Origin of the sequence: Flavobacterium agrisoli, from assembly GCF_016522065.1 — a bacterium.
Taxonomy (GTDB): Bacteria; Bacteroidota; Bacteroidia; order Flavobacteriales; family Flavobacteriaceae; genus Flavobacterium; species Flavobacterium agrisoli.
Map to the genome: position 1 here is coordinate 16,586 of NZ_JAEHFV010000003.1, position 16,181 is coordinate 32,766.

General features: G+C 35.3%; 16 protein-coding genes. 2 read left to right on the top strand and 14 right to left on the bottom strand.

Annotated features, from left to right (window positions below):
- Nucleotides 1-272: 272 nt before the first annotated feature.
- Nucleotides 273-1,466: an ADP-forming succinate--CoA ligase subunit beta gene (sucC, locus tag I5M07_RS08370; protein WP_200105797.1), complete on the top strand. Its 1,194-nt coding sequence runs from the start codon at nucleotides 273-275 to the stop codon at nucleotides 1,464-1,466.
- A 200-nt stretch (nucleotides 1,467-1,666) separates the two neighbouring features.
- Here sucC and I5M07_RS08375 read toward each other — a convergent pair whose 3' ends face one another.
- Both I5M07_RS08375 and I5M07_RS08380 read right to left on the bottom strand, forming a co-directional pair.
- Nucleotides 1,667-2,689, bottom strand: a complete 1,023-nt coding sequence (locus I5M07_RS08375; protein ID WP_200105798.1) for a COX15/CtaA family protein — start codon at nucleotides 2,687-2,689, stop codon at nucleotides 1,667-1,669.
- Between the two features lie 31 nt (nucleotides 2,690-2,720).
- A complete protein-coding gene (locus I5M07_RS08380) occupies nucleotides 2,721-4,139 on the bottom strand; it encodes a CCA tRNA nucleotidyltransferase (protein ID WP_200105799.1) in 1,419 nt (472 codons plus the stop codon).
- A 247-nt stretch (nucleotides 4,140-4,386) separates the two neighbouring features.
- On the opposite strand from I5M07_RS08380, the gene yaaA reads away from it, so the two are divergent.
- Nucleotides 4,387-5,145, top strand: coding sequence for a peroxide stress protein YaaA (gene yaaA / locus I5M07_RS08385; protein WP_200105800.1), 759 nt, complete (start codon nucleotides 4,387-4,389; stop codon nucleotides 5,143-5,145).
- Between the two features lie 86 nt (nucleotides 5,146-5,231).
- Here yaaA and I5M07_RS08390 read toward each other — a convergent pair whose 3' ends face one another.
- The 12 genes from I5M07_RS08390 to trpD form a co-directional block, all read right to left on the bottom strand.
- Nucleotides 5,232-6,815: an MDR family MFS transporter gene (locus I5M07_RS08390; protein ID WP_200105801.1), complete on the bottom strand. Its 1,584-nt coding sequence runs from the start codon at nucleotides 6,813-6,815 to the stop codon at nucleotides 5,232-5,234.
- A 59-nt stretch (nucleotides 6,816-6,874) separates the two neighbouring features.
- On the bottom strand, nucleotides 6,875-7,954 hold the full coding sequence (locus I5M07_RS08395; RefSeq protein WP_200105802.1) for an HlyD family secretion protein: 1,080 nt from the start codon (nucleotides 7,952-7,954) through the stop codon (nucleotides 6,875-6,877).
- An 11-nt stretch (nucleotides 7,955-7,965) separates the two neighbouring features.
- On the bottom strand, nucleotides 7,966-9,312 hold the full coding sequence (locus I5M07_RS08400; protein WP_200105803.1) for a TolC family protein: 1,347 nt from the start codon (nucleotides 9,310-9,312) through the stop codon (nucleotides 7,966-7,968).
- The gene (locus tag I5M07_RS08405) at nucleotides 9,302-9,934 is read right to left on the bottom strand and encodes a TetR/AcrR family transcriptional regulator (protein WP_394369049.1); all 633 of its coding nucleotides are present in this window, start codon (nucleotides 9,932-9,934) and stop codon (nucleotides 9,302-9,304) included. Before I5M07_RS08405 ends, I5M07_RS08400 begins: the two co-directional genes overlap by 11 nt.
- A 150-nt stretch (nucleotides 9,935-10,084) precedes the next feature.
- The gene (locus I5M07_RS08410) at nucleotides 10,085-10,462 is read right to left on the bottom strand and encodes a PH domain-containing protein (RefSeq protein ID WP_200105804.1); all 378 of its coding nucleotides are present in this window, start codon (nucleotides 10,460-10,462) and stop codon (nucleotides 10,085-10,087) included.
- Nucleotides 10,463-10,473: 11 nt separating this feature from the next.
- The gene (locus I5M07_RS08415) at nucleotides 10,474-11,157 is read right to left on the bottom strand and encodes a 2'-5' RNA ligase family protein (protein ID WP_200105805.1); all 684 of its coding nucleotides are present in this window, start codon (nucleotides 11,155-11,157) and stop codon (nucleotides 10,474-10,476) included.
- Nucleotides 11,158-11,163: 6 nt separating this feature from the next.
- Complete coding sequence (gene trpA / locus I5M07_RS08420) at nucleotides 11,164-11,928, bottom strand: tryptophan synthase subunit alpha (RefSeq protein ID WP_200105806.1); 765 nt, start codon at nucleotides 11,926-11,928, stop codon at nucleotides 11,164-11,166.
- A 42-nt stretch (nucleotides 11,929-11,970) separates the two neighbouring features.
- Entirely contained in the window at nucleotides 11,971-12,291 is a 321-nt protein-coding gene (locus tag I5M07_RS08425) for a gamma-glutamylcyclotransferase family protein (RefSeq protein WP_200105807.1), read from the bottom strand.
- 55 nt (nucleotides 12,292-12,346) lie between these two features.
- The gene (gene trpB / locus I5M07_RS08430) at nucleotides 12,347-13,528 is read right to left on the bottom strand and encodes a tryptophan synthase subunit beta (protein ID WP_200105808.1); all 1,182 of its coding nucleotides are present in this window, start codon (nucleotides 13,526-13,528) and stop codon (nucleotides 12,347-12,349) included.
- Nucleotides 13,518-14,168 carry a phosphoribosylanthranilate isomerase gene (locus tag I5M07_RS08435; protein ID WP_200105809.1) on the bottom strand — a complete coding sequence of 217 codons (651 nt, stop codon included), beginning with the start codon at nucleotides 14,166-14,168 and terminating at the stop codon, nucleotides 13,518-13,520. The genes trpB and I5M07_RS08435 overlap by 11 nt, the downstream gene beginning before the upstream one ends.
- Nucleotides 14,169-14,272: 104 nt before the next feature.
- Nucleotides 14,273-15,052 carry an indole-3-glycerol phosphate synthase TrpC gene (gene trpC, locus I5M07_RS08440; RefSeq protein ID WP_200105810.1) on the bottom strand — a complete coding sequence of 260 codons (780 nt, stop codon included), beginning with the start codon at nucleotides 15,050-15,052 and terminating at the stop codon, nucleotides 14,273-14,275.
- A 92-nt stretch (nucleotides 15,053-15,144) separates the two neighbouring features.
- Nucleotides 15,145-16,137: an anthranilate phosphoribosyltransferase gene (trpD, locus tag I5M07_RS08445; protein ID WP_200105811.1), complete on the bottom strand. Its 993-nt coding sequence runs from the start codon at nucleotides 16,135-16,137 to the stop codon at nucleotides 15,145-15,147.
- Nucleotides 16,138-16,181: the final 44 nt, after the last annotated feature.

Below are 16,181 nucleotides of genomic sequence, written 5' to 3' on the forward strand. Positions count from 1 at the left end.
TAAATTAACAAACAAACCAAATTACTTAGGATAATAAAATGAAATTTTAACAATAAAAGACTGTAAAATATTGACTTATTTTGCCGTTATTGATGCTTATAACTAACATTTTAATAAAGTTTAAGAAGCAATAAAAAAACATTAAATTAAAAAAAATCACAGTTCGATAGTTATATGTATAAATTCTAAAAAGATTTCTGATTTAAGTACATTTTTGCTACTTTTGTGGCACTTTTAATCTGAAAAATTCAGAACCAGACAAATTCTATATTATGAACATACACGAATATCAAGGAAAAGAGATTTTAGCAAGCTACGGAGTACGTATACAAAGAGGTATAGTAGCTAATAGTGCAGATGAAGCTGTAACTGCTGCAAAACAATTAACTGCCGAAACAGGAACAGGATGGCATGTAATCAAAGCGCAAATTCACGCTGGTGGTCGTGGTAAAGGTGGTGGTGTAAAATTGGCTAAAAATTTGGAGCAAGTACAAGAAATTGCTGGACAAATTATTGGTATGCAATTGGTAACCCCTCAAACTTCTGCCGAAGGTAAAACTGTTCACAAAGTTTTAGTAGCTGAGGATGTTTATTACCCAGGTGAAAGCGAAACTTCAGAGTTTTATGTGTCTGTATTACTAAACAGAGCTACAGGTCGTAACATGATTATGTATTCTACTGAAGGAGGAATGGATATCGAGGAAGTAGCAGAACATACACCACACTTAATTTTTACAGAAGAAATTGATCCTGCTGTTGGTTTACAAGGATTTCAAGCAAGAAGAGTGGCTTTTAATTTAGGTCTTTCTGGAAATGCTTTCAAAGAAATGGTTAAATTCATTGATGCTTTATACAAAGCGTATATCGGTTCGGATGCTTCAATGTTCGAAATTAACCCAGTTTTAAAAACATCTGATAATAAAATTTTAGCGGTTGATGCTAAAGTTAATATTGACGATAACGCTTTATACAGACAACAAAAAATCGCTGAAATGCGTGATGTTCGTGAAGAAAATCCAATTGAGGTTGAAGCTAAAGAAGTTGGTTTGAACTATGTAGATCTTGACGGTACTGTAGGTTGTATGGTTAACGGTGCTGGTTTGGCTATGGCAACTATGGATTTGATTAAATATGCTGGTTTTGAGCCTGCTAACTTCTTAGACGTTGGAGGAACTGCTGATGCAAAACGTGTTGAAACTGCTTTCCGTATTATCTTAAAAGATCCTAACGTAAAAGCAATCTTAATTAATATCTTTGGTGGAATCGTTCGTTGTGACCGTGTTGCTCAAGGTGTAGTAGATGCTTATAAAAATATGGGTGACGCAATTAAAGTGCCAATCATTGTTCGTTTACAAGGTACGAATGCAGAAATTGCAAAAGAATTAATCGATAATTCAGGAATGCCAATTTTATCTGCTGTAGCTTTCCAAGAAGCTGCTGATCAAGTTAAAGCTGCGCTTTCTTAATTTAAAGAATAACAAAATCCAAAAGCTGCCTTGTTTTATTATGAGGCAGCTTTTTTTTTTGTTTGAATATCAATTTGAGAATAATCAAAAGAGCTATTAATAAATAAATAGAGCAGTCTATTAGGTCAAATAGGTTCATACAAAAAAACCAAGTTCAATTTTTCTTGAACTTGGTTTTTTTGTATGCTAAATAGAAAAAATTATTTACTCAATCGGTGTAGTGTATAGGTCATGGCACTTAATAAAAAGAAAGCCATAATTTGATGAATTAAGCCCAATGCCAAAGGAACTCTGAACAATAAGGTAAAAACGCCTAAAGCAAACTGTAAGAATACAAAAACTACTAAAGTTTTAATTCCTTTTGTCTGAGTAGTGGATAGGGTGTACTGGTTGCTTTTAAAATACAAAAACAAAATCATGGCTACTACTACATAAGCAAAAGTACGGTGCACAAATTGAACACCACTTTGTCCTTCAATTAAACCTAGAAATAAAGTGGGTTTTTCAATAAATACCGAATCGTGAATAAATTGACCATCGCTCATCATAGGCCAGTGATTGTGAATTAATCCGGCATTTAATCCGGCCACAAAACCACCATAAATTATTTGAATTAATAAAACGACTAGAGCCACTCTAGCAATGTTGCGTAAGGGAATAATTCGCGTGTTACGTTCAGGATAAATCAAATCGAGAGCAACCCAAAGTGTGTACGCAAAGGTGATAAAGGCAAAAGTTAAATGTAATGATAATCGAAAATGACTCACATCAGGATTGTCTATCAAGCCACTTTTAACCATAAACCAACCTAAAAATCCCTGAAATCCGCCCATTGCCAAAAGGATAATACATTTTTTAATGGTTGCCGAATCCAATCGTTTTTTGAATAAAAAATAGATAAAAGGAACCAAGAAAACCAGTCCGATAATGCGGCCAATAAAACGGTGAAACCATTCCCAGAAATAAATAAATTTGTAGTCAGCTAGCTGAAAATCATTATGAATGTTGGTTTTTTGATATTCTGGAAATTTCTTGTACTCTTCAAAAGCGGCTTGCCATTTGGCTTCGGTTAAAGGTGGAAATGTATCGGTTACCAAATGCCAATCGGTCATGGATAAACCCGAATTGGTTAAGCGGGTAATACCGCCCACGACCACCATTAAAAATAATAAGACACAACCCGAAAGCAACCAAATGATTACTGAATTATCTGTTTTTTTCATTCTGCTAGGTGTTTTGCAACACAGGAATTGGTTATTTAATTTGTTTTAATCCTAATTTTTCAGCTTTCTTTTGCATAAAAGTGTAAGCAGCTTGATATTCATTCGGAATTTCACCTTCTAAAATGGCTTCTTTAATCGCTTCTTTCAGGATACCGATTTCTCGGGAGGGTTTTAAATCGTAAATGGCCATAATTTCTTCTCCCGAAATAGGCGGCTGAAAATTGCGAACATGATCTCGTTCTTCAACCTCCACCAATTTTTTGCGGACAATAGCAAAGTTTTTATGGTATTTTTTGAATTTGTTCGGATTTTTGGTGGTTATGTCGGCCTCGCACAATGTCATCAAATTATCGATGTCTTCGCCGGCATCAAATGCTAATCTGCGTACCGCGCTGTCGGTTACGCTTTCTTGCGCAATCACTATAGGGCGCGAACTCATAATGACCATTTTTTGTACAAATTTCATTTTATGATTAAGTGGCATGTGCAAACGTTCGAATATTTTTTTGACCATTTTGCCACCCAAAAATTCGTGGCCATGAAATGTCCAGCCTTGCTTTTTGTTGAATCGTTTGGTTGGTGCTTTGCCAATATCATGTAATAAAGCGGCCCAGCGCAACCAAACATCGTCTGTGTTTGGACAAATATTATCTACAACTTCGAGTGTGTGGTAAAAATTGTTTTTATGTGTATGACCTTCGATTTCTTCAACCTGATTTAAAGCGGTTAATTCGGGTAAAATAAGTTCTAAAAGGCCTGTTTTAAATAATAATAAAAAGCCGATGGAGGGTTTATCAGTCGAAAGGATTTTGTTGAGTTCGTCTACTATTCGTTCTCCCGAAATGATTTTGATTCGCGCTGCATTTTTAGAAATTGTCGCCAATGAATTTTCTTCGATGTTAAAATTCAGTTGATTAGCAAAACGGATGCCTCGCAACATTCGGAGTGGGTCATCAGAATAGGTAATGTCGGGATCAAGTGGCGTTCGGATGATTTTATTTTCTAAATCAACTAATCCATTGAAAGGATCTACTAACGCGCCAAAACTTTCTTTGTTTAAAGACAAAGCGAGCGCATTAATGGTAAAATCGCGTCGGTTTTGGTCGTCTTCTAAGGTGCCGTTTTCCACTACCGGATTACGACTTTCAAAATGATACGATTCTTTTCGAGCCCCTACAAATTCAATATCAGTATCTTCAAAACGCAACATGGCCGTACCGTAGGTTTTAAAAACCTGTACTTTTGGATTGTTAGGCAACAATTCCGAAACTTTTAGCGCCAAATCAATGCCACTTCCAACAGCTACAATATCGATATCTTTTTTAAAATCCCGTTTTAAAATATAATCGCGAACAAAACCACCGATAACATAACTAGATAAATTAAGTTCTTGAGCAGCTTGAGAAACGATTTCGAAAATTTTATGATGTAATGCCGGCTTGTAGTTCATTTTTAAAATTAGGAGTTGGTCCAAAATAACCCAAAATACTTCGAGTAAAATCGACTGCAAATTTACAACTTCCAATTGGCGAATTACAATTTATCAACTGGTTTTTTTTGATTTTAAGATATTTCTAACAGCTCTAGTTTTGGTTTTTATTTCGGTTTGTTTATTTCGCTATCAAACAAATCAATTGCAATACTGTTGGTTTGTGCTGTTCAATTTGTATTTTTGGTCGCATTGAAAACTGTATAAAATGAAAATTGTAATATCTCCCGCTAAATCTTTAAATTTCGAAAAAGAATTACCTACAAAACAATATTCGGAAGCCATTTTGTTGAAAGAAGCGCGCAAAGTACATAAGGAAATCAAACCTAAAAAACCGAAAGATTTAATGGAATTAATGTCGATTTCGGATAAATTAGCCGAACTCAATTGGCAGCGCAACCAAGATTGGAAAACGCCATTTACACCGGAAAATGCACGTCCGGCAGTTTATACTTTTGATGGGGATGTGTATACGGGTTTGGATGCTTATACAATTCCGGTAGATAAATTAGATGACTTACAACAGAAACTCCGAATTTTGTCGGGACTGTACGGATTCTTAAAACCTCTTGATTTAATGCAAGCCTATCGATTGGAAATGGGCATTAAATTACCAGTAGGCGAAGCCAAAAGTTTGCACGAATTTTGGAAACCCATCGTAACTAAAGAGCTCAATAAAGAACTAGCCAAAAACGAACTTTTTGTTAATTTAGCTAGTAATGAGTATTTCTCGGCAGTAGATGAAAAAAAATTAAAAGTTCCAGTACTTACACCAGAGTTTAAAGATTATAAAGATGGAAAACTAAAAATGATTAGTTTTTTTGCCAAAAAAGCTCGTGGTATGATGGTGCGTTATATTATAGATACCAACGCAGAAACCATTGAGGATTTAAAAGGATTTGATTACGAGGGCTATCGTTTTGATGCGCAGTTATCCAAAGGGAATAAGCTGGTTTTTACACGTTAAATTTTAGCTTTTATAAAAATCAAATAAGCCGTATTTTCCAATTAGGAAATACGGCTTATTTTTTTGAGGCTTAGTAAGCACTTAAATTAATGCATTGCGTCTGCAGGATTAATTTTATTTTTGCCCTTTTTAATTAAGAAAATAAAAGGGATGCACAGTAAAAACATAATTCCTAAATACCAAAATACATCTTGGTAGGACAATAGCGTAGCCTGGGTGATTACTTTATAATCGAGCGCTTGGTAGGCTTTGGCTAAAGCTTCGTTCATGGTGTATCCTTTTGACATAAAGCCCATTTGCAACCCATGAATGGTTTGTTGCACGTTATAATTGCTCGGATCTAAGTTGGTAACTAAATCCACTCTGTGATTTTGTGTTTGACGTGTTATAAAAGTGGTTATCAAAGCAATTCCGAATGAACCTCCTAATTGTCGAGTCATACCCGTAAAAGCAGCTCCTTCTCCGATTCCTTTTCCCGAAAGGGTAGATAAGGATAAAGTAGTAATAGGCACGAACAATAATCCTAAGCCGACTCCTCTTAAAATTAAAGGCCAAAACATATGTTCTCTTCCTGTATCACTAGTTAATACATTATGCATCATAAAAGTGAAGAAAAAGAAAATTAAAAAACCAGTGGCAATCATGTAGGCTTGAGGAATTCCTTTTTGAATCATTTTTCCGATAAAAGGCATCATAAAGGCAGTTGTTAGTGAACTGGGTATTAAGAACATACCAGCCTGTAATGCTGTCCATCCTAAAATGGATTGGGTATAAATCGGAATAACAAATGTAGAACCATATAATCCAAAACCTAAAATGAATGTTAAAATGGTTCCTATTCTAAGATTAGTATCCCGCAAAACTCTCAGGTTTACAATAGGATGCTCGAAGGTAAGTTCTCTCCAAATGAAAAATAATAGCGAGAAAACGGTAACCACAGCAAGAGCTACAATTAAACTATCATTAAACCAATCGTCTTGTTGCCCGTGTTCAAGTATAAATTGCAAGGAACCAATGAAAGCTGCAAGAAAAATAATTCCCAACCAATCTACTTGATTGGCTTTTAATTTATCACCGTATTTTGGACTTTTTACAAAGGACAAGGTTAATATAGTAGCAATAATTCCCAAAGGAATATTGATGTAAAATATATAAGGCCATGAGTAGTTATCAACTAAATAACCTCCTAAAGGTGGTCCTAGCGTTGGACCTACAATAACCCCCATTCCGTAAATAGCTTGCGCCATTCCACGTTTGGCTACCGGATAACTTTCGGTAATAATGGTTTGAGCTGTAACCAATAGAGCGCCTCCTCCCAATCCTTGAATAAATCGAAAAGCTACTAATTCCCAAATATTGGTGGCATTACCACATAAAAACGAAGTTACCGTAAAGACCACAATGGAAACGGCAAAATAATTACGGCGACCGAATTGTTGCGACAACCAACTCGTCATGGGTATTACGATTACATTTGCAATAGCATAAGCAGTAACCACCCAAGCCACATCGGTAAGTGTAGCACCAAGGCTACCACGCATATCGTTAAGGGCAACGTTTACAATTGTTGTATCGACAATTTCGAGCAATGCGCAAAGAACAGCAGTAATGGTGATAATCACCCTTCTAAAACCGTATTCTACTAAATCGTCATCTCCAGTTTGTACCATTTTGTTTTAGTATTGTTATGCTGTAGGGAAACTTTATATGTTTCCTACAGCAATAAAAATTATTTTAAATGCACGTCTACGTCAACATTCATTCCTGAACGAAGCAATTCGATTTTTTTAGGATCATTCGATTCGTCAAAATTGATTCGAACTGGTAAACGTTGGATGGTTTTTACAAAGTTTCCTGTTGCATTATCAGGAGGAAGCAATGAAAAACGAGCACCTGTAGCTGGTGAAAACGATGCTACAGTTCCTTTAAATTCGTAGTCAGGGTAAGCATCCACTTTGAGGCTTACTTTTTGTCCTACCACCATTTTGTTTAATTGGGTTTCTTTAAAGTTAGCTACCACCCAAGCTTCGGTGTTGTTGATGATGTAAAATAAAGATTGACCTGGTTGAACCAATTGACCTGGTTGAATATCAACTTTAGAAACTTGTCCGTCTATAGCAGCAGTTACCACGGTATACGATAAATTTAAATGAGCAACATCAAGCATGGTTTTAGCGCGTTGAATGTTGGCAGCAGCTACTTCGGTTTGTTTATCTGAGGCTTTCGATTTAGCTACGATCGCATTTTTTTGATACGAGCTGGCTTTTTGTTGTGCTTCTAAAATACGAACTTGTGCTTCTGCTTCTTGTTTAGCTGTTAAGGCATTTTCGTACTGTTGTTTAGTAATGGTATGTGTTTTATATAAATTACTATAACGATTAAAGTCGTTGGTTACTTGTTTCAAACGAATTTTAGCTGTTTCAATATTTCCCGATGCAGATTTGATGTTCGCATCCGAAACCGAAACGCTCGCATAAGCACTTCCAATATCAGCTTTAGCTGCGGCGTATTGTCCTTCGGCTCCTAATAAAGCTGCTTTGGCTTCTTCAATTTTTAACTGAAAATCTCTTTTGTCAATAGTAAATAAAGTATCTCCTTTTTTTACAAACTGATTGTCTTTTACATATACTTTATTGATGTATCCGGGAACTCTTGCAATAATCGGATTCATGTTTTTCTCAATTTGAGCATCGTCGGTTTCTTCATGTGCTAATGAGTGTAAATATTTGTATGTACCATAAGTTCCACCTAAGACTACCAATAGAACTAGTACGATTATAAATTTGGTATTTGATTTTTTCTTTTCCATGATGGTTATGATTATTTTTTAGAAATAGTGAAAGATTGAGAAATTTGTCCGGTTGCCGAAAGCAAATCGTAGTATTTTTGAATGATAGTGGCTTTAGAGACCGCTTTGTTAATTTGAGCCGTTAATTGGTCTACATCGGCTTCTAGCAAATCATTGGTATCTGCCAAATCATTATCATACTTGTCTTTTACAATTCGGTAATTTTCTGAAGCCTGAGCCAAAGCTTGATCGTATACGACATCTTGGTTAATAGCCAAGTCATAATCTTCAGCAGCTTTTTGAACCTGAACTTTAATATTGTCGGTTAAAATGGCTTCTGTTTGTTTCACTTCATCGGCCTTACTTTGCGCCAATCTTACATTATTGTTGTTTTTAATAATGCCCGATAAATCGTAAGTTAAACCTACTCCCACATTGGTAAGGTTAGTCGCTTCTACAAAATTTTTAATATCTAAAACCGCATAACCACCCAACAATACAATCGAAGGGTAATAATTTCCTTTTGCAATTTGAATGTTTTCTTCGCTGGCTTTTTCTTGTAAACGAAGTGCCTCTAAATCTTTTCTGTTTTCTAAAGCTACATTGGCATCCGACTGTAAAATTTGAGGTTGAAATTGATCTAAATCCGTTTCATTTACAGCGATTTTAGTATTTGGATCCATTTTGAGTAAGGTAACCAAATAATAATTTACAATGTTTAAATTGTTTTTAGCTTCGTCTACCGAAAGCTGAATTTTAGAAACCTGTAATTGTGCTTTTAACAAATCGTTTTTCGGTATAATACCGTTTTTTTCCAATTCGGTAAAATCAGTTACACGTTGTTGCGCGCTTTTTAAGTTTTCTTCCAGTAGCTCGACTGTTTTTTGCGCTTTGTACAAATTAGTGTAATATTTTACCACACGTACTGTTACATCTTCTTTTGTTTTCAAAGCATTGGCACTTTCCGATTCGTACAAATTGTTGTATAAATCGATGCTGTTTTGGATTTTAAATCCTGAAAAAACAGGTAAACTAACTCCAGCTTGCGCAAAGAAAATTTGATTCATTTTTGGAGCTTCACCAGAGGCTTCTCCGCCGCTACCCGAATCTTCTCCGGACTGATTTAACATTTTAATATTTGCCGTTGGAAAATATTGGTACTGCGACGATACTTTTAAATCCGGGTACTGCTTGTGTTTAGCATTTTCTAACTCGTATTTTGATGTGGCCACTTTTGTATCAGCAAGAGATGATTCGTTACTTTTTTCCCATGCCATGGTTACGGCATCTTGCAAAGAAACGGTTGTTTTCTCTTGGGCGGCAACTGATGTAATTCCGGCAAGAAATACACCAAAGAGCATAATTGAATTAATTTTCATAAACCAGGAGCGCTTTTATAGTTTGTTGAATGTGTTTTGTTAAATTGTTATTGATATAAGCATTGAACTTTTTCTCTGTTTTCAAATCCAAAAGTTCTTCGTAAAATTCTTTATTGATAAAGAAATTAAAATAAGTTCCTAAAATTGTTGGCGTTAATAACGGAATGACAATGTCTTTTCTAAATACCCCTTTTTCTTGCCCTTCTCTAATGATGCGCTCGATAATTTCGAGGTTATTCATTTTAATTTCGGTAAAAACTTTTTTTCTATCAGAACTTTTTTTGGAAGTCATTTCAAAGTGCATAATTCTGAAAACCCCTCTGTTACAGTTGATTCGGTTAATGTAAAGTTCGATTAATTTATTTACTTTATCAACAGGTTGTAAGTTTTCTTTTGATAAATTTTCAAGTTCTTGCTTTAAATCGGAGATTTTATAAAGAATTAACGATTCCAATAAACTTTCTTTAGAACCGAAATAATACGAAATCATGGCAATATTAATCTTTGCCTCTTTAGAGATGCTTCGTATGGAGGTGCCTTCAAAACCTTTTTCAGCAAAAAGTTTTTCGGCTACCTTAAGAATGTGGATTTTTTTTTCGTTGAGTTCGTTTGTTAACATCATTCTAATGGAAATCGATTACAAAATTAAACACTTGTTTAATTTAAACAGCTGTTTAATTTTTAATTAACATAATATTAACGTAGTTCGATAAAAACAAAAAACGCAACTCTTGTTGAAAAGTTGCGTTTGAATTTCTTAGGAAAATGAAAATTATAAAACGTGATGGGCTAATAATTTTTGCACTTCGTATACATTTACCGATTTGTTAAATTGCTTGCGAATACTCGGATTTTGCTCGCTCGAAACCCAAATTTTTAGCTCGGCATCCAAATCCAAAGTTCCGGCTGTTTCAATACTAAAACGCGAAATGCTTTTGTACGCAATCGAAGTATATTCAATTTTTGATCCGGTAATGCCTTGTTTGTCAACTAAAATTAAACGCTTGTTCGTGAAAATAAAAGTGTCTCGAATCAATTTAAAACCCAGTTCTATGGTTTCGGTATCGGTTAAAAGTTGCCCGTATTTTTTTAATAAATCGTCTTGATTTACTGTGCCAGCATTGCCCAAAAGAGCAGAAAATAGTCCCATTTTGATAATAATTATTGAAAGTTAAAACGTTTTAAAAGTACTGTTTTTTCTGATTTTTGATACCAATCGTTGTAAACTAATTCGAGTTCAACTACCGAAAATTTTCCGAATTCAAAATCGCGAAATTTTGCCATAGTCAATTCTAATTTTTCAATATTCGAAAGTGGTTCTTGATACCGGCAAACGGTACTATGGGCTGTTTCGAGTGTGTATCTTTTATTGATTGATTGTTTGAGTTTTGTTTGTTGGAAAGCCAGTTGCAGTGATGCCCTAATTTGTTGTAAAACATCCGAAGTTGGAAATCCTTGAATCATAATAGCCGAACTTGAAGCGGTGATACCTTTTAAATGAATTTCGAAAGGCGAAAATCTAGCTAGAGTTTCGGTTATGATATTGATGTAATTTTCGAGATCGATACTATTCAACTTAAAATTTTCTTCACAAGAAATGATCGAAAGAACCGTGATGTGTAAATCAGAATCGGGATAAAAATATTGTTCGTAATTGTCCCTTTGCAATTCGGTAATAAAAAGTTGGATTTGATTTCGTATGGTTTCAGGGAATCGCAGTAATAAGGTAAGACCAAATCGATTATCGTTTTTTTCTTTTAAAAAAGAATCTATTTGATAGTCATTTTTACGTAATCCGCTAACCGCATCTTCGTAGAATTGGTTGTATTTAGAAATCAAATCCAAAGGTTGTTAGTTTCGAATGGAACGAACAAAATCAGCTATTTTTTCATTTCCACTTTGGGTTAAATGTTGAATAAAAGCGCTTCCAATAATAGCTCCCTTAGCAAATTGCGTAGCTTGCTGAAAAGTTTCTTGATTGGAAATTCCGAAGCCTACAATTTGTGGGTTTTTTAAATTTAAATCGGCTATGCGTTTGAAATAATTTTCTTGAGTAGAACCAAAGCCACTTTGTGAGCCCGTTACGCTTGCCGAACTTACCATATAAATAAAACCATCCGAAACCGAATCGATAAAACGAATACGCTCGTCGGAGGTTTGTGGGGTGATTAAAAAAATATTCAATAATCCGTATTTTTCAAAAATGGCTTTGTAATTTTCGGCATATACATCTACTGGTAAATCGGGTATGATAAGACCGTCGATTCCAATATCTTGGCATTTTTGACAAAATTTTTCTACGCCATATTGCAACATCGGATTAAAATAACCCATGATAATCAACGGAATTTGCACTGATTTTCGAATGTCATGAAGTTGTTGAAACAAAATTTCGGTGGTCATTCCGTTTTCTAATGCTTTTGTAGAACTAGCTTGAATGGTGGGGCCATCGGCCAAGGGATCGCTAAAAGGCAATCCAATTTCGATTAAGTCGACCCCATTTTTTTCTAAATCCTGAATCAACGAAATCGTTCCATCCAGCGTAGGATAACCGGCCGAAAAATAGATAGAAAGGATTTTTTTATTTTCTTGTAATTTGGTTTTGATTCTGTTCATTTTGAGTGTTTTTTCAAAAGTAATCTTAAATAGAATAATGCATTAGGTGGTAATTACATACGCCCAAGCCTTGGTGTTCGATTGTAAGGTTACTTCAATGCGTTTGTAATGTCGGCCTTCGTAGGTGTCTACTTTTTCTAAATCGAAAGCACTAATTTCATATAAAATACCTTCAATTACAGTAGAAGCATCATCTGAAGGAACAATAATCGGGTATTCTTCCATGCCAAATTCTTCTTCAATACTGATTTTTTGAATGGCGTAACCGTGTAACGAATCGGGTGTTCCTTTTAATAAACGGCCAAATATGGTTTCTTGAATGTTTTTATCTTTTAATGTTCCGTATGCAAATAAATATTCCATAATCGATTTTGTAATATGTTGGTTATCATTTTTGAGTTTTTCAAAAGTAGACAGTTTACAGTTTGAAATACTCAATGTACGTGTTTAAATCTTTATCTCCTCGTCCAGAAAGGCAAATTACGACAATATCATCGGGTTTGAAACGGCGTTCTTTGAAAACAGACAAGGCGTGAGAGGATTCGATGGCCGGAATAATGCCTTCTAATTTACACAATTCCAAACCGGCTTGCATAGCATCTTCATCGGTAATCGAAAAGAATTCGGCTCTGCTCGAAGTAGATAAATACGCGTGCATAGGACCCACTCCTGGATAATCCAAACCAGCCGAAATGGAATACGGTTCAGTAATTTGTCCATCGGCAGTTTGCATCAAAAGGGTTTTACATCCGTGAATGATACCCATTTTTCCGAGTTTACTAGTAGCGGCACTATGACCACTGTGAATTCCTTTTCCGGCTGCTTCAACCGCAATAATGTTTACATCGGGTTCGTGAAGAAAATGGTAAAAAGTTCCTGCAGCATTACTTCCTCCGCCAATACAGGCTACCACATGATCTGGATTTTCTTTTCCTTCTTTTTCTTTTAATTGCCATTTGATTTCTTCCGAAATAATGCTTTGAAAACGTGTCACCATGTCGGGATACGGATGAGGTCCAATGGCTGATCCGATGATATAATGCGTATCTACAGGATTGTTAATCCAATCGCGAATGGCTTCGTTGGTGGCATCTTTTAAGGTTCTTGAACCCGACAGAGCGGCACGAACTTCGGCACCTAACATTTTCATTCGAGCTACATTTGGCGCTTGACGAGCAATATCAATTTCGCCCATGTAAACAATACATTCTAAACCCATTAAGGCACAGACTGTAGCAGTTGCAACGCCATGTTGTCCGGCGCCGGTTTCGGCAATGATTCTTTTTTTACCTAAACGTTTGGCAACCAAAATTTGTCCAATGGTATTATTTATTTTGTGTGCTCCTGTATGGTTTAAATCCTCACGTTTTAAATATATTTTGGTATTGTATTTTTCAGATAATCTTTTGGCAAAATACAACGGACTAGGGCGACCAACATAATCTTTTAATAACTGGTTGAATTCCGATTTAAACTCGGGTTCGTCCATTATTTCTAAATATTTACTGCGTAATTCCTCAACATTAGGATACAACATTTCAGGAATGTAAGCGCCTCCAAACTCGCCATAATAACCTTTTTCGTCAACGTTATAATTCATTGTGTAATTCTTTATAGTTTAAAGTTTCGGGTTTTAATTTTTTCTGAAACTCTTGTAAAAGTTGCTTGTTTTTTAATCCAGGTTCTATTTCAAACCTACTGTTAACATCAATTGCAAAAACAGGCAATTTAAGATTTTTTATCGTAGGTATTTCTTCTATTCCGATGCCTCCACTTAAAAAAAAAGGTTTTTGTGAGGGATATTTTTTTAAAAGATGCCAATCGAAGGTGGTACCGTTTCCTCCAGGTAATTTTCCTTTGGTGTCAAACAAAAAATAATCGCATACTTTTTCATAAGGTTTTAAAACATCAAAATTAAAATTTTCATCTACAGAAAATACTTTGATGATTTCTATATTTTCTGAAAGCTGTTGTTTAAGTGCTAAACAAAATTCAACCGATTCTTTTCCGTGTAATTGAACGGCTTGCAAATTGTATTTCGTAATTTTAGTAACGATGTTTTCAATGGTTTCGTTTACAAAAACCCCTGTTTTTTTGATGGTTTTGACCAACTCTGGAATTTCTCCTTCAAAATAACGAGCGGACTTTTCCCAAAAAATAAATCCCATGTAATCGGGTAGGAGTGCACCTACTTCAAGGATATTTTCAGGATGTTTCATTCCGCAAATTTTGAGTTTCATTTTTCTATGCTTTAGGCGATAAGCTTTAAGTTTTAGGCTTTTAGTACTTATGCTGAATTATTATTATGTGAGTTGCTCTAAGCTTATAGCGTCAAGCTTAAGGCTTACAGCCTATTTATGAATTCCGTTGCAGCCTGCCCGGCGTTATCTGTTTTCATGAAATTTTCCCCAATTAAAAAACCTTGGTAACCGTAAGGTTTTAATTCGTTGATGGCTTCAATAGAACTGATTCCGCTTTCGGAAACCTTTACAAATTCGTTCGGAATTTGAGAGGCTAATTCTTTACTGAAATCCAAACTTACATCAAAAGTTTTTAAATTGCGATTGTTCACTCCAATCATATTCAAGGAGGGCATAATCGATTTTTCCAGTTCTTCTTGATTGTGCACTTCTAAAAGAACTTCCAGTCCTAAACTTTGAGCAAATTCAGATAAGGATTTGATTTCTTCACGTGTTAAAACAGCGGCAATCAGCAAAATTAAGTCGGCTCCAAAAGCTTTTGCTTCTAATATTTGGTATTCGTCTACGATAAATTCTTTTCGTAAAAGTGGAATGTTTACTGAGGCTCGTGCCAAAAGTAAATCATCTAACGAACCTCCAAAATATTTGCCATCGGTTAAAACCGAAATACCACAAGCGCCCGCATTTTCGTATCCTTTTACGACTTCTTCTACTGTAAAACTTTGGTTGATAATGGCTTTTGAAGGCGAACGGCGTTTGTGTTCGGCAATAATTCCGGTTGAACTTGCTTGTAGTTTTTGACTTAACGAGATTGTTTTTCTTTCAAAAAAAACAGACGATTCCAATTGAGAAACCGGAATGATGGATTTTTTGAGAACAACTTCTCTTTTTTTATCGATGATGATTTTATCTAGGATGTTCATTTTTTTAAGTTACTAAGTTGCAGAGTTGCAAAGTTGCTAAGGTTTTGATTTGTTTGACAAAAATAATCAGTGTAAATCGGTGAAATTTGTGTTTACCGACTCAATTCTTTCAATTTATTTAAAGCCCCTAATCCTTTTCCTGAAAGTAAACTTTCTTTTGCTTTTTCAAATCCTTCAAAAGTCGTGCAGCCCGTTACGGTTGCAATAGCCATAGCGGCATTGGCGCACACTACATTATTTTGTGCTTCGGTACCTTTTCCAGAAATGATATTCATAAATATTTGTGCGGATTCTGTTACTGTTTTTCCGCCTTCGATATCGCTTTGTTGAATTAAATTCACGCCAAAATCCTCCGGATTTAACATGCGTTCGGTATCATGGGTGATGATTTTGGTTGGACCCGTTAACGAAATTTCATCATAACCATCTAATGCATGAATAATGCTAAAATCACTCTCGGTATTTTGATACAAATAGGCATACATACGAGCTAACTCTAAATTAAAAACCCCCAACAATTGATTTTTAGGAAACGATGGATTAATCATCGGACCTAAAATATTGAAAATGGTTCGAACTCCTAATTCTTTTCGAATAGGCCCTACGTTTTTCATGGCAGGGTGAAAAAGCGGCGCGTGCAAAATACAAATTCCAGCTTCTTCAACACATTTTTTTAGAAAACCTTCGTCATTGCTGAATTTTACTCCCAAACTTTCCATTACATTACTGGATCCCGAAATAGAGGAAACGCCGTAATTACCATGTTTGGCTACTTTTACACCCGCTCCAGCGGTAATAAACGAGGCCAAAGTGGATATGTTAAAAGTGTCTTTTCCGTCGCCTCCAGTTCCTACCAAATCAATGGTATTATAGTCAGATAAATCAATACGAAGGCATAATTCTTGAAGCGCTTCTCTAAAACCTGAAAGTTCTTCGATGCTGATACTCCGCATCATGTAAACCGTTAAAAAAGCAGCAATTTGACTCTGATTGTAATTTCCGTTTGAAATGTTAACCAATACTTCTTTCGCTTCTTCACGAGAAAGCCGTTCGTTATTGATTAATCTATTAAGTATGTTTTTCATTTTTTAAGTCTTAATGTCGCAAGTCAAAAGTCTTAAAGCCCTTG